Consider the following 23,355-nt stretch of genomic DNA (forward strand, 5'->3'; position numbering starts at 1 on the left):
ACTGGTTTAGGCTCGCGGCGTCACGGGGGCCGGACGGACAGGGTGGGGGACACCGAGCAATGCGCGCACTGCGAATACTGCTGATCGTCGTCGTGATCCTCGGCGGCATCTTCGTCGCCGCGGACCGGATCGCGGTGAACATGGCCGAGTCCGAGGCGGCCGACAAGATCAAGAGCAGTCAGGGGCTGAGCTCGACTCCCGAGATCTCGATCAAGGGTTTCCCCTTCCTCACCCAGGTCGTGGGCAAGGAACTCGACGAGGTCGACGTCAGCCTTGCCGGCATCACCGCCAGCGCGGGCGGCCGCTCGGTCAACGTCACCGAGGTCACGGCCGAGCTGCGCAGCGTGAAGATCGACAGCAGCTTCTCCTCCGCCGTCGCGGACCGGGCCGACGGTTCCGCCCGGATCTCCTACGCCGATCTGACGAAGGCCGCGCCCCAGGGCGCCACCGTCGGCTACGCGGGACCCGAGCGGGCGGCGAAGGGCCAGGTCAAGGTCACCGGGCCGCTCACCGACCTGCTGGAGGGCGCGGGCATCAAGGTGCCCGGCGCGTTCAAGGGCCTGCTCAAGGGCCGCACGGTCACCGCTTACAGCACCGTCGGGCTCACGGGCGGCAGTACGGTCCAGCTGAAGGCCGAGTCGCTGCCGAGGCTGCCGCTGCCGGGCTTCGACGAGAAGCTGCGGCAGGTCATCGACTACGACCTGAAGATCGCCGGGATGCCGTCCAGCATCAAGCTGGACAAGGTCGAGGCGACGGACGCGGGCCTGCGCTTCTCGGGCAGGGGCACCAACGTCTCACTGGCGGGCTGAATTCCAGCCCGTCCGGCGTTGTGAGGACATGGGCGGAGGCCGGGAAAACCGGCGGACCGCCTGCACCCCGGCCGCATGGTGAGACGCCCCCGTCCGCTGGATAGAAAGAACGCGGGCGGATTCCCCGGCCGGGGTGGGCCGGAGCCGTCCGGGGCACGGTCTCGTTCCGCATAGTGGACGATCGCGTCTCAGTATCCGACACGCCGGTGACATAGCGGCCGAACCGTCCCTACGATCGGACGCATGAAGCGACAGGCGGATCTCACGAAGCGGCGGGCAGTAGACCTGTGCCGCGTCGCCGCCATGCTCTGTCGCACCTTCTGAGCGGGAGCGGGACTCCCGTATCCCCCGAGCCCTTCGATCTGTTGTCAGGGCCACCCCTCGTGCCGGTAAGCCGCGCGCTGCGCCTACCTGCACACCCTCTCTCGCACCACCCGCCGCACACTGCCCCGGAGGAGATAGAGCATGAGCCGCAGCGACGTCCTGGTAGACGCCGACTGGGTCGAGGCCCACATCGAAGACCCGAAGGTCGTCATCGTCGAGGTCGACGAAGACACCGCCGCGTACGACAAGAACCACATCAAGAACGCCGTCCGGATCGACTGGAAGAGCGACCTCCAGGACCCGGTCCGCCGTGACTTTATCGACCAGGAGGGCTTCGAGAAGCTCCTCTCGGCGAAGGGCATCGCCAACGACGACACCGTCGTCCTCTACGGCGGCAACAACAACTGGTTCGCCTCGTACGCCTACTGGTACTTCAAGCTCTACGGCCACGACAGCGTCAAGCTCCTCGACGGTGGCCGCAAGAAGTGGGAGCTCGACTCCCGCGACCTGGTCGACGGCTCCGAGGTCCCCGGCCGCCCGGCCACCGAGTACAAGGCCAAGGCCCAGGACACCTCCATCCGCGCCTTCCGCGACGACGCCGTCGCCGCGATCGGCAATCTGAACCTGGTCGACGTGCGCTCGCCCGACGAGTTCAGCGGCAAGCTGCTCGCCCCGGCGCACCTCCCGCAGGAGCAGTCGCAGCGTCCGGGCCACATCCCGTCCGCGCGCAACATCCCGTGGTCCAAGAACGCCAACGACGACGGCACCTTCAAGTCGGACGACGAGCTCAAGGCGCTCTACGCCGAGGAGCAGGTCGACCTGGCGAAGGACACCATTGCGTACTGCCGCATCGGTGAGCGCTCCGCGCTGACCTGGTTCGTCCTGCACGAGCTGCTCGGCGTCCAGAACGTCAAGAACTACGACGGCTCCTGGACCGAGTACGGCTCCCTCGTCGGCGTGCCGATCGAGCTCGGCGCCAACAAGTAATCCCCCTCTCCCCTCCCTCCCCGCTCACGAAGGACAGCCTCTATGTGTGGAGCAAAGGCCGGCGGCCCCGACGCTTCGACGATCAAGCCCGGCGAGACGACCATCCAGGGCAGTGTGACCCGTGACGGCGAGCCCGTCACCGGCTACGTGCGCCTGCTGGACTCGACCGGTGAGTTCACCGCCGAGGTCCCGACCTCGGCGACCGGACAGTTCCGCTTCTACGCGGCCGAGGGCACGTGGACCGTGCGCGCGCTCGTCCCGGGCGCCACGGCGGACCGTACGGTCGTCGCGCAGACCGGTGGCCTGGCTGAGGTGGCCATCGCCGTCTGAGTCATCTCGTACTGGCCGAAGGGCCGCACCCCAGGGGGTTGGACGCTTACCTGGAACCGGGTGCGGCCCTTCGGTCGTCCGGTATTCGGCCGTACGCTGAAGGTATGTACGCGCGGCGCCGTCACGCCTACTTCCTGCTGATGGGCGGATGCCTGGTCCTGTTCGTGTCCGCCTGGGCCTTCGTGCGGCTGTGGTCGATCCCCGCCGCCGTCGGCATGTGCGTCGTCGCCATGGTCATCCCGCCGGTCGCCGCGATGGTCGCCAATGCGCGCGGGCCCGAGGACCGCTGGTGGGACGATCCGTCCGGGGATCCGAAGTCCGACGAGTGGTGGGACGAGCTCGACGGCAAGAAGCGCCAGTAGAAGCTCTCCGGCGCCCTTTCAGCAGCCGTCAGCAGCCCTCAGTAGACGAGCGCCTGGACGCCGTCCGGCATGATCTCGCTGACGAAGACCTGCGCGCCCGCGATCCGTACGCCGTCGAGCACATCCTTCTCCGTGATGTCCCGCCGTGCCGCGCACTGGGTGCAGAGCGTGATCTGTCCCGCCGCCAGGATCGACTTGATCAGATCGGGAAGCGGCGCCGCATGCGGCAGCTCGAACTCCGCCGCCCTGCCCGGCAGCGCGAACCACGAGGACTCGCCGGTCAGCCAGAGCGACACCTCCACGCCGCTGGCGACGGCGACGGCCGCCACCGTGAAGGCCTGCGAGCAGCGTTCGGGCGCGTCGGCGCCGGCGGTCACCTTGATCACGAGCTTTTTCGACATGCCCGAACTGTAATCCCGGGCCGCACAACCCCGTCCGTACCTCGGTTGTCTGTGCTGTGCACAGGTAACGGAATCTGTGCCTCATGTCCCGTGGGGGGACCTTTTGGAAACGCCAGAAATTCGTCCTGAGCGGCAGAAACCGCCGCGCCCGCCGCGCAGGCGGGGCCGTACGACCCTGCTGATCGCGGGCGCGGCGGTGCTCGGTGTGGTCACAGGTGTGGTCACCGGTTACGCCGTCCAGTTCGACCGTGAACCGACTCCGCTGCCGCCGCTGTCGCAGCCGGACCTGCGTGACGCGAAGACCGTGCCGGCGGGCCCGGGCACCACCGCGCAGTCGGTCAATGTGAACCGCCGGGTCAAGACCGACGGTGATCTGCGCAGGCTGCTGCTGAAGAAGCCGAAGGGCGCCAAGGCCGGCAAGTCGCTGTCCGAGGGCTGGACGAGCCTCGTCCAGTACGCGGACGCCTACGACAAGCCCGACCGCATGTTCAAGGAGATGGTGAACGACGATTCCCGCCGGATCGCACACGACCTCCTGGGAGGAGCGTGGCGAGGTCTTCGTCACCGTCAACCTGATCCAGTTCCGCGATGACGACGTCCTCGCCGCCCGCGAGTGGGGCATGGATCAGCAGGGCTACATGGGGATGGAGGAGCACGCCGGCAACAGCGGCGAGCCGATCCCCGGCAGCGGCAACGGGCGGGTCTACGTCTACGACAAGCCGATCCGCCACGCCGGTTACGAGCCGCTCTACCAGGCCAGGGTCATCGCCCAGCGCGGTGATGTCGTCATGGAGATCTGGTACGTGAACAACACCCGCAAGGTCTCCGCGAAGGCCGTGATGTCCCTCGCCAAGCAGCAGCTGGAGCGTCTGTGACCGAGCAGCCGGCCACCCCTGGGACTCCGGAGTCCGAGGAATCCGCCCCGGAAATACTCGCCACCCCCAAGGAGCCCCGCCGCGTCAACCGCAGGCTGGTCGTGGGCGGTTGTGCCGTGCTCGCCCTCGCGGTCGTCGCCGGCGGCAGCGTCTGGGCACTGGACAGGCTCGGCGAAGCCGACCGCACCGCGCCCACCGTTGTCTGGGCGGAACCGAAGGGTGGGTCCGCGGGTGACGACAAGGCCACGCCGCCCAAGGGACTCGCCGCCAGGTTGCTGCCGGTGCCGCACGGCTACGAACTGGGCCCGGACATCGGCGAGTACGGGAATGACACCGTCCTCAACAAGAGGCAGGCCATCGCCGTGTTCAAGGAGGGCGGGCGGGACCTGCCTTCCGCTCAGCGCAATCAGAGCAACAAGGCGGTCGACAAGCTGAAGCTGCAGGGTGTCGCGATGCGCAGCTACCGGATCAGCAAGGGCGGGCTCGTCATCGAGACCCGGCTCGCGCAGATCCAGAACGCCGGGAAGGGCCGCGAACTGGCCAACTTCCAGAGCGAGTTCGCGGACGTACTCGGCATCTTCCGTAAGGGGCCTGCGATCAAGGGCTACAAGAACGCCCGGTGCTTCCTGATGCCCAAGGAGTCCGAGGCAAAGCTCGACGCCATGTTCTGCAGCGCCTACCAGGGCGATGTGCTGGTGAGCGCGAAAGCGTACGGCGTCAAGCCGTTCGACACCAAAGAGGCAGCGACGATGCTCTCCAAGCAGCTCGACCTTCTGAAGTCTCCCGGGGAGTACGTGTGACCGGCCAGATGCCCCAGACGCCGCCGATGCCCCCGCTGCCGGAGGCACCGGCGCCCGAGCCCGAGCCCGCGCCCGCGCCCGAGGCGGCACACGCGCCGGAGCCCGCGCTCGACGAGGTGCCCGCGGCGGCCGCAGCCGCGCCGGAGCCCGCGCCCAAGCCCGAGCGCCGGAAGCTGCGCGCAGCGCTCCGCTGGACCGCCGCCGTGCTCGTCTTCGGCTCCCTCGGTGCCGGTGTCGCGTACGGCATCACCGAGCAGACCCGTACCGACGTCCCCGGCCTCAGCACCAAGGGCGACGGCCGCTGGGTCTATCCGAAGCTGACGATGCCGGTGCTTCCGGCGGGTGCCGAGCTGCCGTTCGACAAGGGCAACCCCGGCCAGATCCACTACGCGAGCCTGAGCGCGCTGCTGCTTCCGGCGCCCGAGGGCGCGAAGGTCGCCCCGGCGACCGGCGGCGGCACGAACCTGGTGTCGGCGGACCGTTTCCTCGCGGAGTACCCCGAGGACGAACGGGCCGGCATGAAGGAGGACCTCACCGACGGTGGTCTGCTGGACATCGCGGCCCGTAGCTGGACCATGCCGGACGCCACGTCGACTCGGATCTACCTGGTCCGCTTCCGGTCGGGCGCCTTCGCCCGCGCGTTCAATGTCAATCACCTCGGAGGGGATCTCAACGCCAACCTTCTGGTCAACGGTGTCGAGGACACCGCGCCACTGGACGAGTCGTACCCCTCCGGCGCGCTCGTCCCCTCGACGGAACGCAACGTGTACGACGAGGCGGCACCCCGTGGCCCCCTTCACGTCCGGCACGCGTACATCACGGCGGGCGACACGGTCGCGCTGATCGTCCAGTCGAAGAAGGGCACGGCGTCCGCCGTCCCCTTCCACCAGACAGTCGTCCTGCAGAACCAGCTCCTCGGCTAGAACGCCGGTGCGGCGGCGCGCCGCCGCACCGGCGCACCGGAGTGCTGGACCGCCGGACCGCTTGCCCGCACCTCAGGCAGAGGGCCGGGCGCCCACCCATTAGGCTGGGCCCCGGCCCTTTACTGCCCACCCGCTCATCCGAGGAGCACCCCGTGCTTGAGGCATTCTTCGAAGCCCTGCTGGTCCTGGTCTGCGTCGGCGTCCTCGCCTTCACCGGTCTGGCCGTGAAGAAGCTTTACCAGGGTCAGCGCTAGTCACACCCGTATCTCTACAGATCGCCAGAGCTGCTCATGATCGAGATTCCGTCCGACCTGAACCCGGACCTCGTCCCCCTCGCCTTCCTCCTCGGTGCCTGGGAGGGTGTGGGCGTTTCCGATTTCCCGGGGGCCGAGAAGTGCAACTTCGGCCAGTCCGTCACCTTCAGCCACGACGGCCGGGACTTCGTCGAGTACGTCTCCCACTCCTGGGTCCTCGACGCCGAGGGCAACAAGGTCAGGCCCCTGGAGTCCGAGTCCGGCTTCTGGCGTATCGACTCCGACCGCAAGGTCGAGATCGTCATGGTCCGTGACCAGGGCGTCGTCGAGGTCTGGTACGGCGAGCTCGCCGACCAGAAGCCGCAGATCGACCTGGTGACGGACGCGGTGGCTCGCACCAGGGCGTCCGGCCCGTACAGCGGTGGCAAGCGGCTCTACGGTTATGTGAAGGGCGACCTGATGTGGGTGGGCGAGAAGTCCACGCCGGAGGTCCCGCTGCGGCCGTACATGTCGGCGCATCTGAAGAAGGTCGTCTCCCCGGAGCAGGTCGCGGCGTGGGCCAAGGACCTCGGTGACCTCCCCGACGACGGCATCGCCTTCTTCAAGTAACCCGAAGGGTCTTCCCGGTGGCCCTGGCCCGCGGCCAGGGCTGCCTCTGTGGACGCAGCCCGTCCGCGGTGGTGCCCCGCCTACACTGGACCCGTGGTGAGCACCGACTGGAAGAGCGACCTGCGGCAGCGCGGCTACCGGCTGACCCCTCAGCGCCAGCTTGTCCTCGAAGCCGTCGACAAGCTTGAGCACGCGACGCCCGACGACATCCTCTCCGAGGTGCGCAGGACCGCGTCCGGCGTGAACATCTCCACCGTCTACCGCACCCTGGAGCTCCTCGAAGAGCTCGACCTGGTCTCCCACGCCCACCTCGGCCACGGCGCCCCCACCTACCACCTCGCCGACCGCCACCACCACATCCACCTGGTCTGCCGGGACTGTACGAATGTGATCGAGGCGGATGTCGAGGTCGCGGCGGACTTCACCGCGAAGCTGCGCGACACCTTCGGCTTCGAGACGGACATGAAGCACTTCGCGATCTTCGGCCGCTGTGAGACGTGCACCGCCGAGGCGCCGACTACCGAGTCGTAGGCTTACCGCATGAAAAGCCCTCTGCTGTCCCTGCCGGGTGCCGTCGCCGCCGAAGGACATGACGAAGGGGTCGCCGCGCACTACGGCGATCTGTTCCGCGAACAGCGTGCCCTCGCGGACGGCACCGGCCTCGTCGATCTCTCGCACCGCGGTGTCGTCACCGTCACCGGCGACGACCGCCTGAGCTGGCTGCATCTGCTGCTCACCCAGCATGTGAGCGAGCTCCCGCCGGGGCAGGCCACCGAGGCGCTGATCCTCTCCGCGCACGGCCACATCGAGCACGCGCTGTATCTCGTCGACGACGGCGAGACGGTCTGGGCACACGTGGAGCCCGGCACGCAGGAGGCGCTGATCGGCTATCTGGAGTCGATGAAGTTCTTCTACCGGGTCGAAGTGGCCGACCGCACCGAGGAGTTCGCCGTGGTGCATCTGCCCGCCGGCTCCATCGCCAAGGCGCCCGAGGGTGTGGTCGTACGGGAGACCGCGCACGGACGCGATCTGTTTCTGCCGCGCGCCGGCCTGGAGGCGTACGCGGCGGAGAACGGCCCGGCCGCCGGGATCCTGGCGTACGAGGCACTGCGCATCGAGACCCACCGCCCCCGCCTCGGCTTCGAGACCGACCACCGCACCATCCCGCACGAGCTGGGCTGGATCGGCAGCGCCGTCCACCTCCAGAAGGGCTGCTACCGCGGCCAGGAGACCGTCGCGCGTGTCCACAACCTGGGGAAGCCGCCGCGTCGCCTGGTCTTTCTCCACCTGGACGGCAGCGAGGTGCACCTGCCGCCCCACGGCACCCCGCTCCGGCTCGCGTCGGAGGGCGCGGAGGGCCGCCAGCTGGGCTTTGTGACCACGTCCGCCCGCCACCACGAGCTCGGCCCGATCGCGCTGGCGCTGGTCAAGCGCAATGTGCCGATGGACGCGGAGCTGCTGGCCGGAGACACGGCGGCGGCGCAGGAACCCGTCGTCGAGCCGTAGCCCCGGCCGCCGACCGGCAGGCCTGGCAGGCACGAGGACACCGGAAGACGCTCCCTAGACCTCGATGATCACCGTGAACGGGCCGTGGTTCGTGAGCGAGACGCGCATGTCCGCCCCGAACCTGCCCGTCCGCACGGTCGCGCCCAGCGCCCGCAGCTGCACCACCACCTCGTCGACCAGCGGCTCGGCCACCTCGCCGGGCGCGGCCGCGTTCCAGGTGGGGCGTCGGCCCTTCCGGGCGTCCCCGTAGAGAGTGAACTGCGAAATCACCAGCAAGGGCGCGTTCACGTCCGAGCAGGACTTCTCGCCCTCCAGGATCCGCACCGACCAGAGCTTGCGGGCCAGCTGCGCCGCCTTCTCCCCGGTGTCCTCGTGGGTGACTCCCACCAGCACACACAGTCCTTCGCCGACGATCTCGCCGACAGTCTCGCCCGCCACGACGACGCTCGCGCCGTCCACCCTCTGCACCACCGCACGCATACAGACCAACCTATCTGGGGCTGAACGGGTGCAGAGCACCTGCGTCAGATGCGCAGGGAGTGGCACGATGCATCAAGGCGGTGCTTCCCCCAGGCCCTCCGGGCCCGGGGAGACCACATGCACCGGTCGAGGGGACGGACACACGCATATGAGCACATCTGGCGCCGGGCAGCCGCTGCCCGGTCCCGTATCCACACCTGCATCTCCCGTCGGAACGACGTGTGCGGTACGGCCGCCCATGCAGCGCATCTCCGGCGCCCTGCCGGAGCCCCCGGAGTACGACCTCCCCGCCCTTCGGCTGCCCGAGCTGCGCACCCTGCGCCGTGACTCGCATCGCGACGAGGCGGATCTCAGCTACGTACGACGGCTGTTGCAGGGACGGATCGACATCCTGCGTGCCGAGCTGGCCCGGCGCAGAGACCCGGTGACCCCGGTCGTCCCGGAGTCCCCGGTCGTCGACCGGCTGTCGGAGATCCTGGCCGACGCGCCGTCGCGGCACCGCTCCTCCGCGCGCCATGTCACGCTCTCGACGCCGCACAACGAGGAGTACCGGCGGCTGGCCGCCGACATGCTCGCCGATGTCGAGCTCTCGGACCTCGACGCCCGCACGGACGAGGAGCTGCACGCGGCGATGGGACGGCTGATCCGCTACGAGCAGCAGGTCTCCCGCCGCCGTCAGCTGCTGCAGCGGACCGCGGACGACTGCAGCGCGGAGATCGCCCGCAGGTACCGTGACGGCGAAGCGCAAGTGGACGACCTGCTCACCTGAAGCGATTGATCGCACCGAGTCTTCCGGGAGCGGGCTCACGCCCCGGAAGGCCCGCGATGAGCTCAACTCCGAGCACGTGGCGGTCGGCGCCATCAGCGCGGTCTTCTTGTCATACCGGGGCTGTGGAAACTCGGATGCGGGCCGGTCGGCGTTCGGCCTAGCGTGGTTCGCATGAGCGTCGAAACCCGCGTCATCACCGAGTCCGAGTACCCCGACTGGCTGCGGGCACTGAACACCGGCTTTCTGCGGCCGCCGGTGATCTCGGACGAGGAGGTCGCGTCGCGCCGGCCGCACACCGACCTCGCGCGGGTGCGCGGCGCGTTCGACGAAGGCCGTTGTGTGGCGACGTTCCGCTCTTTCGACCAGCAGCTCACGACCGTGGGCGGCGCCGCGCTCCCCGCGAGTGCCGTCTCGAATGTCACGGTCTCGCCCACCCACCGCCGCCGTGGCCTGCTCAGCCGCATGATGGCCGCGGACCTTGCCGAGGCGAAGGAACGCGGCGACGTCGTGTCCACGCTGATCGCCGCGGAGTACCCGATATACGGGCGCTACGGCTTCGGCCCCGCCGCCTGGATGACCGAATGGGCGGTCGACGTACCGCGCACGGGCCTCGACCCCCGCTGGTCGGGCCCGTCCGACGGCGGCCGTATCGACCTGGTGGACGCGGCTGACGTACGCAAACTCGGCCCGGAACTGCATGCGCGGCTGGCGGCCGTGCAGCCGGGCGTGGTGAGCCGCAACGAGCGCTGGTGGCAGCTGAACACGGGCCAGGTGCAGCTGCCCGGCCAGCCCTGGACGGAGCCGTACTACGCGGTCCACCGCTCCGCGTCCGGGGAGATCGAGGGCCTGCTGGCCTACGAGGCGGACGACAAGTGGGGCGACGCCAAGCAGCCGCTGAACACCGCGACGGTGCGCGAGCTGCTGGCGCTGACGCCTGCGGCGGAGCGCGCGCTGTGGCACTACGTCTGCTCGGTCGACTGGATAGCCACGGTCAAGTCGGGCTTTCGCGCTCCGGACGACCTGCTCCCGCTGCTGCTCCCGGACCCGCGCGCGGCGCGGATCCTGACGCACGCGGACTTCCTGTGGGTGCGGATCCTGGATGTCGTACGAGCCCTGGAGGCGCGCACGTACGCGGCCGCCGCGACCCTGGTCCTGGACGTCCAGGACTCCGCGGGCCTCGCGGGCGGCACCTTCCGGCTGGACGCCTCACCGGAGGGGGCGGTGTGCGCCCCGTCGGTCGAGTCGCCCGATCTGACGCTGGATGTACGGGAGTTGGGTGCGCTGTACCTGGGTGACGAGTCGGCGGTCAGGCTGTCGGCACTGGGTCTGGTGGCCGAGGGGACGCCGGGGGCGGCGGCCGTCACGGACGGGTTGTTCCGTACGTCGCGGCGGCCCTGGTGCCCGGACGTGTTCTGACGTCCGGGCGGGTGGTCAAAGGCGCGGTCAGGGTCAGGGGCAGGGTCAGGGTCCGGCGCTCACGGCGGGCGCCACCAGCAGGAGGCCGCCGATTCCTGCGCAGGTGGCGTTCTCTGTCTTCAGTCCGGCGGCCAGCAGGGCGAGTCCCAGCGCAGCCATGGCGCCGAAGCGCCACTGCACGTACTGCTCGATGACAAGAGTGATCAAGGGCACGGCGATCCCTCCTCAAGGTGGGGAGTGGAGCGGCACAAGGGGATGCGGACGGATCCGCGCGCGACACCCGTACGACGGTGGACGGGTGAGCAGGGAAGTGCGGTGGCGCTTCGCCAGGTTGGACAAGTTGGCGACCAACTTCAATGAAGTTGTCCCCTCTTGGTTGCAGTTCATAAACAACTTCCGGGGAACTCCCGCTAGTTAGCCAGAAGTTGTAGCGTTTTGTTGTGACCCATGAGCACGCTGCAGTGAACGGCGTCAGGAACCGCCCCTCGCCCGCCGACGTGGCAGAGATCCTGACCGAACGCATCCGCTCCGGCCGGCTGAAGAGCGGTGAGCGGATGCCGACCCAGGAGAGCCTGGCCGAAGAGTTCGGCGTGGAGCGACGCGCTGTGCGCCAGGCGCTTGATCTGCTGCGCGAGGCGGGCCTGCTCACCGCTGCCGTCAAGGGCGCTCCCGCCCGGATCGCACTCCCGGCCGAGGCGGACCCCGCGGTGGAGGAGCCCCAGCAGACGGCCGCCGGGCTCGGGCCCCGCCTCATCGAGGCGTTCGAGAAACCCCATGTCCGTATCGACGCGGTCTCGCTGACCGCGGAGTCCCTCAACATGGCACTCGCCGAGCCGCTCCGGCTCATCCGCTCGGGCCGGATCACGCCCGAGACCGTGAAGGTCCGGGTGATGGTGCCCTCGCGCGACCTGGACCTCGCCTTTCCCCGCCCGGCGGAGGAGGAGTCCGGTGACGGCCAACTGGTCCACGATCACTGGCTGTCGCTGCGCAACAACCACGGCGCCGTCCTGCGCCACAGCCTGCGCGCCCTGCGCAGCACCCGCGGCATCGACGTCGAGGTGACGCTCAGGGCGCTGCCGTTCACCCCGCCCGTGAAGCTGTATCTGCTGAACGGCTCCGAGGCGTTGTTCGCGTTCTACACCGTCACAAAGCGGGAGGAGCAGATCGACGACACACCCCTGGAGATCTTCGACGTGCTCGGCAGCAACTCGATGCTCTTCCCGTTCGGGCTGGGCGGAGGGGCACGGGACGAGGCCTTCGTGACGCAGGCGCAGGAGTGGTTCGACGGGCTGTGGGGCACGCTCGCCAAGGGAATCACCCTGGGCAGCTGATCGGCGCCACTCCGGTGGGCCTTCCGCTCGCTCACCGCCAACTGCCCGACCGCCGAGGGTGGTTGCGGGCAGTATGGGGAGTGGTGGCACCGGCACGCCGCCCTCTGCCGCGACGGACGGAGCGACGTGACTGAATCGGAAGTGACCGACCTGACCGACGTGCCCGACCTGACCGGGGACCTGGTCGGCCTCTTCGGCGCCGCCAAGTGCGTTCTCTTCGACTTCGACGGGCCGGTCTGTCATCTCTTCGACGGGCATCCGGCCTCCGGAATCGCTGCCGAGCTCCGGGGCTGGGCGGCGCAGAACGTCCCGGGTGACGTGGTGGTGGAAGCGGGCTCCGTCGATGATCCCCTCGCCCTGCTGAGAGCCGCCGCGCTCATGTACCCGGACAGCGACCTGGTGAAGGAAATGGAGCAGCAGCTGACCTCGCAGGAGTTGCGGGCGACCCTGACAGCGGAGCCGACGGAGGACGCCGACCTGCTGATACGCCGGCTCGGCGCGGCCGGATTCCGGCTCGCTGTCACGACGAACAACTCCGAGCACGCGGTGCGGAGCTATCTCGAGCGCACCGGCCTTTCGGACCTCTTCGGGGAGCACATCCACGGCCGCAAGCCGGATCCGAAACTCATGAAACCGGACCCGGACTGCCTCAGGAGGGCGCTGGACACGACCGGTTCGACCGCTGCCGAGTCCCTGATGATCGGGGATTCGGCAGCGGACTGTCGGGCCGCCTCCACACTCGGCGTCCCCTTCCTCGGATACGCGCGCGACGAGTCGAAGCGTGGGCCGCTTCGCAGAGCGGGGGCACAGGACAAGGCGATCGTGGCCACCATGTCGGAGCTGCTGCCGGTTCTCGACGCCCTGGAGTCGGCCCACCGTAGGGACTGACTGCCAAGTGCCTAGGGTCCCATCGAAAGTTGGCCAATGCTGCCGACCAACTGACGAGAGTTGGACGGCTGCAGTAGGTTCGCGTGAGGGCGGCCCGTTCAAGGCGCCTTCGAGCAGTCCTGGCTACTTTTCGAAACGTGCCGGTCACCCAGGGCGGATCAGTTGGTTGTGGGCGAGTGACAACGCCGTAAACCTCCCCCAGAAACACCGGCAGGAAGGGTACCTTCCTCGAATCACTTCCTGATCCGGAACACCAAGGGCATCAGCCATGGCAGGCCGTACGGCGTCAGAGGTTCACCGGCAAGCCGCCGAGCTGAGCGGTGGCGCCCGGGGAATCGTGGGGCCGCTCAAGGGCTATCACCACGAGACGTATGCCTTGCCGCTGCCCGAGGAGAACCTCCTGAGTGCCCGCTACGCACGCGGCAAGTTCCGCGCGCCGCGTCCCGGGGTGCTCTGGTTCGACCGGCGGTGTTTCACCTCCGAGGACCGTCTGCTGATGGCGCTCCAGGGCCGGATCGACCGGATTCCGGAGATCGTGGAGGTCGCGGAGAACGTCTTTCTGCAGGGTTTCATCGAGGGCAGGACCCTCGGCCGCTGGCAGCTGCCGGGCCGCTCTCTCTCCGCCGGCCACGTCCTTCAACTGCGCCGGCTCTTCCGGGAACTGGTCACCATCAAGGTCGACGAGCTCAAGGACGTGCCGCGTACCTGCGAGACCCACGGGCAGCGGCCGGCGTGCGACGACGACTCGACCGCGTTCCTGAGCCGGCTGATCGACTTCACCGGGCAACGGGTCTACGACGACAACGCCGAGCAGTACGGCACGCTCTTCGAGGAACTCGGCGTACACAGAGAGGCGCTGGCGGGCCTCGGAGATTCGGCCACGCTGCTCACGAGCCGCCCCTTCACCCTGATTCACGGAGATCTCCACCGCCACAACTTCATTGTCGACACGATCGGCGACCTGTGGACCATCGACTGGGAGCTCGCCATGATCGGCGACCCGCTCTACGAGCTGGCCACTCATCTCCATCTCATGCGCTACTCGCCGCGCGAGGAGGCTCGTATCGCCGAGCTGTGGGCGCAGGAGGTGGAGGCCGCGCGCCCGGGGAGCTCGGCAGCGTGGCAGCGGGACCTGCCACGCCTGCTCGCCTACAAGCGGACCCAGTCCGTCTTCACCGATGTCATCCGCACGGCCGAGGCCTTGGGTCCGCGCAGGGATCCGAACTGGCGGGCCCTGCCGCGCGCGGCGTGGAAGATCCGCCGGGCTCTGGCGGTGGCGAGGGACCCGCTGGAGCTGAAGAGCGTGCCGACGCTCCGCCAGGTGGTGTCCGCGTATACGAGCTGGTTCCGGTTGCCCGCGGATCGGTTCGCGCCTCCACGAGCTTAGAAACCTGCTGGCGCGAACGGCTGCGGGGCAGGCAAGTTGGCCGCAACGCGCTCACGCCGTACGGACTCCGAAGGTCACCAGCGATCGCGTGAGCGCCGCCGGCACGGCCCCTCACGTCGTCAGCAGCACCTTCCCCCGCAGCCCCCGCCCCTCGATCGCCTCATGCGCCTGAGCTGCCCGCGTCAGCGGGAACGTGCCGCCGATCACCGGTCGCAGGCGGCCCGATGCCGCCTCCCCGAGCGCCTTCGCCGCCAGCCGTACGTACGCCTCGTCCGTCAGCTGTACGTCGGCGATGCCGAGCAGTTTGATTCCCCGGCGTTCCGCCTCCGCCGCGTCCACGGGGGCGAAGCTGCCTGTCGGCGCCCCGTGCGCCGAGAAGCGGCCGCCGTCCGCCGTCAGCGGGAAGGCCGCCAGGCCGAGGGCGCCGCCGACGCCGTCGAGGACTACGTGCGCGCCGGCCGGACCCAGCGCCGTGCGGGCCTGTGCGAGCCACTCGGGGTCCGTCGCGTCGACGACCGCGTCCGCGCCCAACTCCCGTACCAGGGACGTCTTCCGCTCTCCCCGGGCCACGCCGACGACCATCGCCCCGGCGGTCTTCGCCAACTGGACCAGCAGCGTGCCCATGCCGCCCGACGCTCCCAGGATCAGCACCCGTTCGCCCGCGCCGAGGCCGGTCGACTCCATGAGTGCGGCCGCGGTGACGCCGTCATGAACCAGGGCGGCCGCCTCCTGCAGACCAAGGCCGTCGGGTACGGCGACGAGCTTGGCCGCGGAGGCCGCCGCCTGCTCGGCGTAACCGCCGCTGAAGCCGAGCGACGTGATCACCCGGCGGCCGAGCCACCCACTGTCCACCCCCTCGCCGACCGCGCGCACCGTACCGGCGATGCCGCCGCCGGGCACGTACGGCGGCCGGACCGGGAAGTGCTCGCCGAAGCTGCCGGACCGGACCTGTGTCTCCACGAAGATCGTGTCCACGGCGGAAACCGCCACGACCACCTCGCCCGGGCCCGCCACCGGATCGGGTACCTCTGTGGTGGCCAGTACCTCCGGGCCGCCGAATTCCTTCACCAGTGCCACGCGCATGATGTTTGCTCCCCAAGTCGACAACTGTCTGGAAGTCTGAAACCTCATGCGCGGTTGAGGTCAACCCCGAGTCCGGTGGCCGGCTGCGTACGCTCGGGCGGTGTCGCGGCTCGATGTCCTGCACCGACGCAACTGGGCAACTGGGCAACTGGCGGCGATCAGGCCCCGACGGTCCCGTCGATGCCTTCGCGCAGGAAGTCGGCGTGGCCGTTGTGGCGGGCGTATTCGTGGATCAGATGCAGCATCACCAGCCGCAGCGACACGTTCTCGCCCCATCTGGCCTGGTAGCCGGTCACCTCCAGCGAATCAGCCCGCGCCTCGATCCGGCGTGCGTGCTCGACCTCCGACTGCCAGGCGTCGAACGCCTCCGAGCGGGTGGACGCGCTCGCGTCGTACGCCGCCTGGTAGTCGTCCTCGTCCGACCAGACGAGCGGTATGTCCTCACCGTTGATCACCCGGCGGAACCAGGCGCGCTCCACCTCGGCCATGTGCCGCACCAGCCCGAGCAGCGAGAGCGTCGACGGCGGCATCGACTGCTTGCGCAGCTCCTCGTCGGTGAGGCCCTCGCACTTCATGGCGAGTGTCGCGCGGTGGAAGTCCAGAAAGGCCCGGAGCGTCTCGCGCTCGCCTCCCGTGAGGGGCGGGCCGATTCGTTCGACGGTCACTGCGGATTCCCTTCGACGGCGCGGGGGTGCTTCGTTGCCTCGCATGTCACAGACGGCGGGGCTGTCTCGTCCCAGTCTCAGAGACATTCTCCGGAATCAGGAAGGTGATGGTCATGCGGGTGTTCGTGGCAGGCGGAACCGGGGTCATGGGGCGGCGGCTGGTGCCGCAACTCGTGGCCCGGGGCTACCAGGTGACGGCTACGACGACGAGCGCGGCCAAGCTGGGCTTGCTGGAGCAGATGGGCGCGGATGGCGTCGTGATGGACGGGCTGGATGCGGTGTCGGTCGCTGAAGCCGTGGCGGCTGCCCGGCCGGACACGATCGTGAACCAGATGACCGCAATTTCCGCGGAGCACGCCGGCAAGCCCGATATGAGGCACTTCGACCGGTTCTTCGCCACCACCAATCGGCTGCGCTCCGAGGGGACGGACCACCTGCTGGCCGCGGCCGAGGCGACCGGCGTCCCCCATGTCGTCGCGCAGAGCGCCGGCATCTGGAACGGCATCCGCGAGGGTGGATGGGTGAAGACCGAGGAGGACCCGCTGCCCCAGGAGACGGGGAAGTTCCGCACGGCGGCGGAAGCGATCGTGCACCTCGAGGACGCGGTCGTCAGGGCCGGTGGCGCGGTCCTGCGCTACGGCGGGTTCTACGGGCCGGGCGCCACCGACGACATGGTCACGTTCGTGCGCAAGCGGCAGTTCCCGCTCGTTGGGGGCGGCACCGGCTACACCTCGTGGGTGCATCTCGACGACGCGGCGAGCGCCACCGTGCTGGCTGTGGAGCAGAAGGCGAAGGGTGTGTTCTGCATTGTCGACGACGAACCGGCCCCGGCCGGCGAGTGGCTGCCTTATCTGGCCGAGTGCGCGGGGGCGAAGCGGCCGATGCGGGTCCCCAAGTGGCTGGCCCGGCTGCTGGCCGGCGAATTGGTGGTGACGATGATGACCGAGGGGCGCGGCTTCTCCAACGCCAAGGCCAAGCGGGAGCTCGGCTGGGAGCTGCGCTATCCGTCGTGGCGGCAGGGTTTCCGGGAGAGCCTCGGGTGACCCGGCCCGAGGAGTTCCAGGAGCCGCGGCCGCTGCTGTTCCGGACCGCCAGGTTCATGGGGGCGGTGGCGGCGTGGCGGGTGCGTCCCTTGCCGCGTCGGCGTAGCGGCGGGCCAGGTGCGCGAAGGCGTCCTTGAGTTCGGCCGGGCCGACGACCTCGATGGCGGTGTCGAACCTGCCGATGGTGGCGGCCAGGCCGGGCCATGACCACGAGCCCAGAACGAGCCGGCAGCGGTCCGGGCCGAGTTCCTCGACCACTCCGTCCTGGGTGTGGCGGGACACGACTGCGGCGGGCAGGTCGAGGATCACCTCGCCGCGGCAGGGCCATTCGCCCGAGCGGTCGGAGCCCTGGAACCTGCCGGCGACGAAGGCGGCCACCTCACCTCCGGGCAGCTCGCGCGGGGTGAAGCGGGGGCCCGTAGGCGTACGCGGGGTGATCCGGTCCGCGCGGAAGGTGCGCCAGTCCTCGCGGTCGAGGTCCCAGGCGACGAGGTACCAGCGCCCGCCCCAGGTGACGAGGTGGTGGGGCTGGACCCGGCGCGGAGGGGATCCGACGCGGTCGTCGTCGGCGGCTCCCGACGGGGATGCGGGGGCGTAGTCGAAGCGCAGCACCTCGCAGGCGTGGACGGCGGCGCTGAGCGTCATGAGCACGCTGCTGTCGACCTGTGGGTTCGGCCGGATCGCAGGCCGCTCGACGGCGGTGACCTGGAGGGTGTCGATACGGCGGCGCAGCCGGGCAGGCATGACCTGCCGGACGGTGTTCAGCGCGCGTGCCGCGGCTTCCTCGATGCCGGCACCGGTGGTGGTGGCGATCTGGAGTGCGACGGCGAGGGCGACGGCCTGCTCGTCGTCGAACAGCAACGGGGGCAGTTCCGTGCCGGCGTCGAGCCGGTAACCGCCGTCGGGGCCCTTGAACGCCACGATGGGATAGCCGAGTTCGCGCAGGCGGTCGACATCGCGGCGCACGGTGCGCGGACTGATGTCCAGCCGCTCGGCCAGTAGCGCCCCCGGCCAGTCACGGCGCGCCTGGAGCAGCGAGAGCATCGAGAGCAGTCGCGCGGAGGTCTTCGGCATGACTCCATCGTGCCTCGAGAAGCGGCCACAACCTGGCCGCTTCCCCTGCGACTGTCGTTTCGTGCCAGACAACGAGAACGACCGGAAGGGCCCGATCACCATGACCGCCACGACCACGCCACCCACAACCGTCGACGCCGAGCGGGCCGACCTGCTCGCACAGCTCGCGACCGCTCGAACCGCCCTGACCACCACCATCCGCGGGCTCGGCGACGAGCAGGCCGGCGAGCATCCGACGGTCAGCACGCTGTGCCTGGGCGGGCTGATCAAGCATGTCGCGTCCATGGAGGAGGGATGGATGCGCTTCGTGGTCGATGGCCCGTCAGCCATGCGTTACGACCTGCCCGACGGTGTCACCTGGGCCGATCTCACGGCCGGTACCGCACGCGAGTTCCCGCAGTGGGCGATCGACCACCAGAACGAGTTCCGGATCCTGCCCGGCGAGACGCCGGCCGGGATCGTCGCGCGCTACGAGCAGGTCGCCGCCCAGACCGAGGAGATCATCGCCTCCGTGCCCGACCTGTCGGCGACGCATCCGCTGCCGGAGGCGCCCTGGAACGAGCCGGGAGCGGTGCGCAGCGTGCGCCGGGTGCTCATGCACGTCATCGCCGAGACCGCCCAGCACGCCGGGCACGCGGACATTCTGCGCGAGACGCTCGACGGCCAGAAGTCGACCTGAGCGGTGCCGGGGCCGTCTCACGGTGCCCCTGAGGGTCTCGGTCAGGTGCCGACGTAGGCCGCCAGGTGCGTGCCGGTGAGGGTAGAGCGGGCGGCGACGAGGTCGGCGGGTGTGCCCTCGAAGACGATCCGGCCGCCGTCGTGGCCCGCGCCGGGGCCGAGGTCGATGATCCAGTCGGCGTGCGCCATGACGGCCTGGTGGTGCTCGATGACGACGACCGACTTGCCGGACTCGACGAGCCGGTCGAGCAGGCCGAGCAACTGCTCGACGTCGGCGAGATGCAGGCCGGCGGTCGGCTCGTCGAGGACGTAGACGCCGCCCTTCTCGGCCATGTGGGTGGCCAGTTTGAGCCGCTGCCGCTCGCCGCCGGACAGCGTGGTGAGCGGCTGGCCGATGTTGAGGTAACCGAGCCCGACGTCGGCGAGCCGGCCGAGGATGCGGTGCGCGGCCGGGGTGCGCGCCTCGCCGGTGCCGAAGAACTCCTCGGCCTCGGTCACCGACATCCCGAGCACCTCGCTGATGTCGCGGCCGCCCAGGTGGTAGTCCAGCACCGCTGCCTGGAACCGCTTCCCCTCGCACTCCTCGCAGGTGGTGGCGACGCCGGCCATCATCGCCAGGTCGGTGTAGATGACGCCGGCGCCGTTGCAGGTGGGGCAGGCGCCCTCGGAGTTGGCACTGAACAGCGCCGGCTTCACGCCGTTGGCCTTGGCGAACGCCTTGCGGATCGGGTCGAGCAGTCCGGTGTACGTCGCCGGATTGCTCCGCCGCGAGCCTCGGATGGGTACCTGGTCGACCGACACCACGCCCGCCGAGGCGGGGACGGAGCCATGGATCAGTGAGCTCTTGCCGGAGCCGGCGACGCCGGTGACGACGCACAGCACCCCGAGCGGGACGTCGACGTCCACGTCCTGCAGGTTGTGGGAGGTCGCGCCGCGGATCTCCAGCGTGCCGGTGGGCTTTCGCACCGCCTCCTTGAGGGCGGCCCGGTCGTCGAAGTGGCGGCCGGTGATGGTGCCGCTGGCCCGCAGTCCCTCAACGGTCCCCTCGAAGCAGACGGTGCCGCCCGCCGAACCGGCGCCGGGGCCCAGGTCGACGATGTGGTCGGCGATCGCGATGGCCTCGGGCTTGTGCTCGACGACCAGCACCGTGTTGCCCTTGTCCCGCAGCCGCAGCAGCAGGCCGTTCATCCGCTGGATGTCGTGCGGGTGCAGCCCGATGGTCGGCTCGTCGAAGACGTAGGTGACGTCGGTGAGCGAGGAGCCGAGGTGACGGATCATCTTGACGCGCTGCGCCTCGCCGCCCGACAGCGTGCCCGACGACCGGTCGAGCGAGAGGTAGCCGAGACCGATCTCCACGAACGAGTCGAGCGTCTGCTGCAGCGCAGCCAGCAGCGGTGCCACCGACGGCTCGTCCAGGCCTCGCACCCACTCGGCCAGGTCGTTGATCTGCATCGCGCAGGCGTCGGCGATGCTGATCCCGTCGATCTTCGACGATCGAGCGCCCTCGCTGAGCCGGGTGCCGCCGCACTCGGGGCAGGCGGAGAACGTCATCGCCCGCTCCACGAACGCCCGGATGTGCGGCTGCAGCGCGTCGATGTCCTTGGACAGCATCGACTTCTGGATCTTCGGGATCAGACCCTCGTACGTCAGGTTGATGTTGTCGACCTTGATCTTGGTCGGCTCCTTGTAGAGGAGGTCGTGCAGCTCCCTCTTGGTGAACTTACGGATCGGCTTGTCCGGGTCGAAGAAACCGCAGCCGCTGAAGATGCGGCCGTACCAGCCGTCGACGCTGTAGCCGGGGATCGTGAGCGCACCCTCGTTGAGCGACTTGCTGTCGTCGTACAGCTGGGACAGGTCGAAGTCGGTGACCGATCCCCGGCCCTCGCAGCGCGGGCACATCCCGCCGGTGATGCTGAAGGCGCGACGCTCCTTCACTGTCCGTCCGGCGCGCTCCAGGGTGACCGCACCCGCTCCACTGATCGAGGCGACATTGAACGAGAAGGCCTTGGGCGAGCCGATGTGCGGCTTGCCGAGCCGGCTGAAGAGGATGCGCAGCATCGCGTTGGCGTCGGTGGCGGTGCCGACCGTGGAGCGGGCGTCGGCACCCATCCGCTGCTGGTCGACGATGATCGCGGTCGTCAGCCCTTCGAGCACGTCGACCTCGGGCCGCGCCAGCGTCGGCATGAAACCCTGCACGAACGTGCTGTACGTCTCGTTGATCATCCGCTGCGATTCCGCGGCTATCGTGGCGAACACCAGCGAGCTTTTGCCCGAGCCGGAGACGCCTGTGCACACCGTCAGCCGGCGCTTCGGGATCTCGATGCTGATGTCCTTGAGGTTGTTCACGCGCGCGCCGTGCACGCGGATCAGATCGTGGCTGTCTGCAGCGTGCGGTGCAGGCGACCGCGTGTCCGTCCTCGTGGCCATGCTCATCGTGTCTCCATCTGTGGTGCGCGGAGCCGCGTTCGCGGTCTCCGTCGGGGTCGCCTGTCTCGATCCGACCGGCTTCGAGCGTACGTCTGGTCGTCAGACCAACTGCTCGGTGTCGCGAGGACGCTGAGCGCGGGAGCGGGGGGCGGTACTCAGCGGTCCTGAAGCAGCCCGAGGACGTTGCCGTCGGGGTCGGTGACGGTGGCCACCAGGCGGCCGCCACCTACGTCGTGCGCGGGCTCCTTCACGGCGGCACCCGCGGCGGTCACCTCGGCCAGCTTCGCCTCGATGTCCGGCACGTGCCAGTAAGCCACCGGTGCCGTCCTGCCCTGCTGTCCACCGCCCGGCACCAGCCCGATGTGCTGGCCCCCGGCCTCGAAGCCGACGTAGTAGGACTCGTCGGTGCTCGGCGGGACGCCGAGCAGGGCGGCGTACACCTCCTTGGCCGTCGCCAGGTCGGACACGGGATGCAGCACGGTCTTGATTCCCTGGGTGGAAGAGCCGGTCATGGTCGCTCCTGACGTCGTGGGTCTGGTCGGGATCGTCTGGCTTGAAGACGAAGACGAAGTCAAAGGGGAAGTCCGGACAATCGAGTGGCCGATCGCCCCGGACGGCGAGTTCACCGCCCCGCCGTTCGTCCTGGCGGTCACGCTAGCCGCGGCCCGGGGCCGGCGCTTCTCGATTCCTGATCAGTCTTGTCCGGTCACCTGTCGGACAGCCCGTGAGGCGCGGAGACGTGTTGCTTGGAACACTTTTGCAAGCAGGTGCTTGCAATAGTTAGCAATGACGGGCACCATCGAGGTATGGCATCACTCAACGTCGGCAATCTCGGCGAGTATCTGCGCGAGCAGCGGCGCACTGCGCAGCTCTCCCTGCGGCAGCTCGCCGACGCCGCCGGGGTGTCCAATCCGTATCTGAGTCAGATCGAGCGCGGTCTGCGTAAGCCGAGCGCTGAAGTCCTGCAGCAGGTCGCCAAGGCCCTGCGGATCTCCGCGGAGACGCTCTACGTCCGGGCCGGGATTCTCGACGAGCGGGAGCGGGACGAGCTGGAGACGCGTGCCGTCATCCTTGCCGACCCCTCGATAAACGAGCGGCAGAAGCAAGTGCTGCTGCAGATCTACGAGTCCTTCCGCAAGGAAAACGGAGAGGACACCGCCGCTGACGGCCCCCGCACGGCCGACGGTAGTGATGCCGGAAAACCCTCAGTCTGAACACCGAACTGCGCTCCGGGAGGACCACAGTCATGGCCATCACCGATGACCTGCGTAAGACCCTCACCGACCCAACCCCCCTCTACTTCGCGGCCGGCACGGCCGACCTCGCCGTTCAGCAGGCGAAGAAGGTTCCCGCGCTGATCGAGCAGCTCAAGGCCGAGGCCCCGAGCCGTATCGAGGCCGTGCGCAACACCGACCCCAAGACCGTTCAGGAGAAGGTGACCACCCAGGCCAAGGAGGCCCAGGCCACCGTCCAGGCCAAGGTCACCGAGGTGATCGGGAACCTCGACACCGACCTGAAGAAGCTGGGCGAGAGTGCTCAGGACCTGGCGCTGCGCAGTGTCGGCGTGGCCGCCGAGTACGCCGTCAAGGCCCGTGAGACGTACGAGAAGGTCGCCGAGCACGGCGAGCAGACCGTGAAGGCCTGGCGCGGCGAGGCCGCCGAGGAGATCGCCGAGATCGCCGTGGCCGTCGAGCCCGAGCCGGAGACGGCGCAGCCCGCGGCCGAGAGCGAGCCGAAGGCCGAGGCGAAGAAGCCCGCTCCGGCGGCCCGCAAGGCCACGGCGCGCAAGCCCGTGGCGAAGAAGACCACCCCGTCGGCCAAGTAAGGCCCGGGTCGGGGTACGAGCAGAACGCACCGGGCACCTTTGGGGTGCCCGGTGCGTTCTCCCGGTACCTTGGCCGCGGAGGCGCTACCAACCACTCACTAGGCGGTGC

Annotated in this window: 29 protein-coding genes; 21 read left to right on the forward strand and 8 right to left on the reverse strand. The window is 69.3% G+C overall.

Going from position 1 to position 23,355, the window contains the following annotated elements; translation table 11 throughout:
• The first annotated feature begins 59 nt into the window (after window positions 1–59).
• From OOK40_RS15410 to OOK40_RS15425, 5 genes are all read left to right on the forward strand, one after another.
• Window positions 60–809, forward strand: a complete 750-nt coding sequence (locus OOK40_RS15410) for a DUF2993 domain-containing protein (RefSeq protein WP_266481048.1) — start codon at window positions 60–62, stop codon at window positions 807–809.
• A gap of 243 nt (window positions 810–1,052) precedes the next feature.
• Entirely contained in the window at window positions 1,053–1,133 is an 81-nt protein-coding gene (locus OOK40_RS35440; RefSeq protein ID WP_350310325.1) for a putative leader peptide, read from the forward strand.
• Window positions 1,134–1,274: 141 nt separating this feature from the next.
• Complete coding sequence (locus OOK40_RS15415; protein ID WP_266481050.1) at window positions 1,275–2,120, forward strand: sulfurtransferase; 846 nt, start codon at window positions 1,275–1,277, stop codon at window positions 2,118–2,120.
• A gap of 42 nt (window positions 2,121–2,162) precedes the next feature.
• Window positions 2,163–2,450 (forward strand): DUF1416 domain-containing protein, encoded by a 288-nt coding sequence (locus OOK40_RS15420; protein ID WP_142217934.1) that lies wholly within the window; start codon window positions 2,163–2,165, stop codon window positions 2,448–2,450.
• Window positions 2,451–2,554: 104 nt separating this feature from the next.
• Entirely contained in the window at window positions 2,555–2,812 is a 258-nt protein-coding gene (locus OOK40_RS15425) for a DUF3099 domain-containing protein (RefSeq protein WP_266481055.1), read from the forward strand.
• Window positions 2,813–2,850: 38 nt separating this feature from the next.
• Here OOK40_RS15425 and OOK40_RS15430 read toward each other — a convergent pair whose 3' ends face one another.
• Window positions 2,851–3,213, reverse strand: a complete 363-nt coding sequence (locus OOK40_RS15430) for a DsrE family protein (protein ID WP_266481058.1) — start codon at window positions 3,211–3,213, stop codon at window positions 2,851–2,853.
• Between the two features lie 103 nt (window positions 3,214–3,316).
• Here OOK40_RS15430 and OOK40_RS15435 point away from each other — a divergent pair, with 103 nt between their 5' ends.
• The 7 genes from OOK40_RS15435 to OOK40_RS15465 all read left to right on the forward strand — a co-directional run bounded on the left by OOK40_RS15435 (window position 3,317) and on the right by OOK40_RS15465 (window position 8,180).
• On the forward strand, window positions 3,317–3,805 hold the full coding sequence (locus OOK40_RS15435) for a hypothetical protein (RefSeq protein WP_266481060.1): 489 nt from the start codon (window positions 3,317–3,319) through the stop codon (window positions 3,803–3,805).
• A gap of 28 nt (window positions 3,806–3,833) precedes the next feature.
• Window positions 3,834–4,088, forward strand: a complete 255-nt coding sequence (locus OOK40_RS15440) for a hypothetical protein (protein ID WP_266481062.1) — start codon at window positions 3,834–3,836, stop codon at window positions 4,086–4,088.
• Window positions 4,085–4,888, forward strand: coding sequence for a hypothetical protein (locus OOK40_RS15445; protein ID WP_266481064.1), 804 nt, complete (start codon window positions 4,085–4,087; stop codon window positions 4,886–4,888). Before OOK40_RS15440 ends, OOK40_RS15445 begins: the two co-directional genes overlap by 4 nt.
• On the forward strand, window positions 4,885–5,811 hold the full coding sequence (locus OOK40_RS15450; RefSeq protein ID WP_266481066.1) for a hypothetical protein: 927 nt from the start codon (window positions 4,885–4,887) through the stop codon (window positions 5,809–5,811). The genes OOK40_RS15445 and OOK40_RS15450 overlap by 4 nt, the downstream gene beginning before the upstream one ends.
• 290 nt (window positions 5,812–6,101) lie before the next feature.
• Window positions 6,102–6,674, forward strand: coding sequence for an FABP family protein (locus OOK40_RS15455; RefSeq protein WP_266481068.1), 573 nt, complete (start codon window positions 6,102–6,104; stop codon window positions 6,672–6,674).
• A 93-nt stretch (window positions 6,675–6,767) separates the two neighbouring features.
• The gene (locus OOK40_RS15460; RefSeq protein ID WP_266481069.1) at window positions 6,768–7,205 is read left to right on the forward strand and encodes a Fur family transcriptional regulator; all 438 of its coding nucleotides are present in this window, start codon (window positions 6,768–6,770) and stop codon (window positions 7,203–7,205) included.
• Window positions 7,206–7,214: 9 nt separating this feature from the next.
• Entirely contained in the window at window positions 7,215–8,180 is a 966-nt protein-coding gene (locus OOK40_RS15465; protein ID WP_266481070.1) for a folate-binding protein YgfZ, read from the forward strand.
• A 54-nt stretch (window positions 8,181–8,234) separates the two neighbouring features.
• Here OOK40_RS15465 and dtd read toward each other — a convergent pair whose 3' ends face one another.
• Window positions 8,235–8,660, reverse strand: coding sequence for a D-aminoacyl-tRNA deacylase (gene dtd, locus OOK40_RS15470; protein ID WP_266481072.1), 426 nt, complete (start codon window positions 8,658–8,660; stop codon window positions 8,235–8,237).
• Between the two features lie 148 nt (window positions 8,661–8,808).
• Between dtd and OOK40_RS15475 the strand changes: the two genes are divergently transcribed.
• The gene (locus tag OOK40_RS15475; RefSeq protein WP_266481074.1) at window positions 8,809–9,429 is read left to right on the forward strand and encodes an AmfC protein; all 621 of its coding nucleotides are present in this window, start codon (window positions 8,809–8,811) and stop codon (window positions 9,427–9,429) included.
• Between the two features lie 171 nt (window positions 9,430–9,600).
• Entirely contained in the window at window positions 9,601–10,845 is a 1,245-nt protein-coding gene (locus OOK40_RS15480) for a GNAT family N-acetyltransferase (RefSeq protein ID WP_266481076.1), read from the forward strand.
• 45 nt (window positions 10,846–10,890) lie between these two features.
• Here OOK40_RS15480 and OOK40_RS15485 read toward each other — a convergent pair whose 3' ends face one another.
• Window positions 10,891–11,058, reverse strand: coding sequence for a hypothetical protein (locus tag OOK40_RS15485; RefSeq protein WP_266481078.1), 168 nt, complete (start codon window positions 11,056–11,058; stop codon window positions 10,891–10,893).
• Window positions 11,059–11,285: 227 nt separating this feature from the next.
• Here OOK40_RS15485 and OOK40_RS15490 point away from each other — a divergent pair, with 227 nt between their 5' ends.
• The 3 genes from OOK40_RS15490 (at window position 11,286) to OOK40_RS15500 (ending at window position 14,451) form a co-directional block, all read left to right on the forward strand.
• Window positions 11,286–12,176 carry a GntR family transcriptional regulator gene (locus OOK40_RS15490; RefSeq protein WP_266481080.1) on the forward strand — a complete coding sequence of 297 codons (891 nt, stop codon included), beginning with the start codon at window positions 11,286–11,288 and terminating at the stop codon, window positions 12,174–12,176.
• 126 nt (window positions 12,177–12,302) lie between these two features.
• The gene (locus tag OOK40_RS15495; protein WP_266481083.1) at window positions 12,303–13,064 is read left to right on the forward strand and encodes an HAD family hydrolase; all 762 of its coding nucleotides are present in this window, start codon (window positions 12,303–12,305) and stop codon (window positions 13,062–13,064) included.
• A gap of 268 nt (window positions 13,065–13,332) precedes the next feature.
• A complete protein-coding gene (locus OOK40_RS15500; protein ID WP_266481086.1) occupies window positions 13,333–14,451 on the forward strand; it encodes a phosphotransferase in 1,119 nt (372 codons plus the stop codon).
• Between the two features lie 111 nt (window positions 14,452–14,562).
• Here the strand turns inward: OOK40_RS15500 and OOK40_RS15505 are convergent, their stop codons facing one another.
• Both OOK40_RS15505 and OOK40_RS15510 read right to left on the reverse strand, forming a co-directional pair.
• The gene (locus tag OOK40_RS15505; protein ID WP_266481089.1) at window positions 14,563–15,534 is read right to left on the reverse strand and encodes a zinc-binding dehydrogenase; all 972 of its coding nucleotides are present in this window, start codon (window positions 15,532–15,534) and stop codon (window positions 14,563–14,565) included.
• Between the two features lie 158 nt (window positions 15,535–15,692).
• Window positions 15,693–16,244 (reverse strand): DinB family protein, encoded by a 552-nt coding sequence (locus OOK40_RS15510; RefSeq protein WP_266481091.1) that lies wholly within the window; start codon window positions 16,242–16,244, stop codon window positions 15,693–15,695.
• A gap of 62 nt (window positions 16,245–16,306) precedes the next feature.
• Between OOK40_RS15510 and OOK40_RS15515 the strand changes: the two genes are divergently transcribed.
• On the forward strand, window positions 16,307–17,242 hold the full coding sequence (locus tag OOK40_RS15515) for an NAD(P)-dependent oxidoreductase (protein WP_266481093.1): 936 nt from the start codon (window positions 16,307–16,309) through the stop codon (window positions 17,240–17,242).
• A 54-nt stretch (window positions 17,243–17,296) separates the two neighbouring features.
• On the opposite strand, the gene OOK40_RS15520 is transcribed toward OOK40_RS15515, so the two are convergent.
• Window positions 17,297–18,316 carry a YafY family protein gene (locus tag OOK40_RS15520; RefSeq protein WP_266481096.1) on the reverse strand — a complete coding sequence of 340 codons (1,020 nt, stop codon included), beginning with the start codon at window positions 18,314–18,316 and terminating at the stop codon, window positions 17,297–17,299.
• Between the two features lie 100 nt (window positions 18,317–18,416).
• Here OOK40_RS15520 and OOK40_RS15525 point away from each other — a divergent pair, with 100 nt between their 5' ends.
• Window positions 18,417–18,995: a DinB family protein gene (locus OOK40_RS15525; RefSeq protein ID WP_266481757.1), complete on the forward strand. Its 579-nt coding sequence runs from the start codon at window positions 18,417–18,419 to the stop codon at window positions 18,993–18,995.
• 41 nt (window positions 18,996–19,036) lie between these two features.
• On the opposite strand, the gene OOK40_RS15530 is transcribed toward OOK40_RS15525, so the two are convergent.
• Both OOK40_RS15530 and OOK40_RS15535 read right to left on the reverse strand, forming a co-directional pair.
• Window positions 19,037–21,427 carry an excinuclease ABC subunit UvrA gene (locus OOK40_RS15530; protein WP_266481098.1) on the reverse strand — a complete coding sequence of 797 codons (2,391 nt, stop codon included), beginning with the start codon at window positions 21,425–21,427 and terminating at the stop codon, window positions 19,037–19,039.
• Between the two features lie 149 nt (window positions 21,428–21,576).
• On the reverse strand, window positions 21,577–21,933 hold the full coding sequence (locus OOK40_RS15535; RefSeq protein ID WP_266481100.1) for a VOC family protein: 357 nt from the start codon (window positions 21,931–21,933) through the stop codon (window positions 21,577–21,579).
• Window positions 21,934–22,227: 294 nt separating this feature from the next.
• Between OOK40_RS15535 and OOK40_RS15540 the strand changes: the two genes are divergently transcribed.
• Both OOK40_RS15540 and OOK40_RS15545 read left to right on the forward strand, forming a co-directional pair.
• A complete protein-coding gene (locus OOK40_RS15540; RefSeq protein ID WP_266481102.1) occupies window positions 22,228–22,635 on the forward strand; it encodes a helix-turn-helix domain-containing protein in 408 nt (135 codons plus the stop codon).
• A gap of 32 nt (window positions 22,636–22,667) precedes the next feature.
• A complete protein-coding gene (locus tag OOK40_RS15545; protein WP_266481104.1) occupies window positions 22,668–23,246 on the forward strand; it encodes a hypothetical protein in 579 nt (192 codons plus the stop codon).
• Window positions 23,247–23,355 lie beyond the last annotated feature (109 nt).

This window comes from Streptomyces sp. NBC_01481 (assembly GCF_026339995.1).
Classification (GTDB): domain Bacteria; phylum Actinomycetota; class Actinomycetes; order Streptomycetales; family Streptomycetaceae; genus Streptomyces.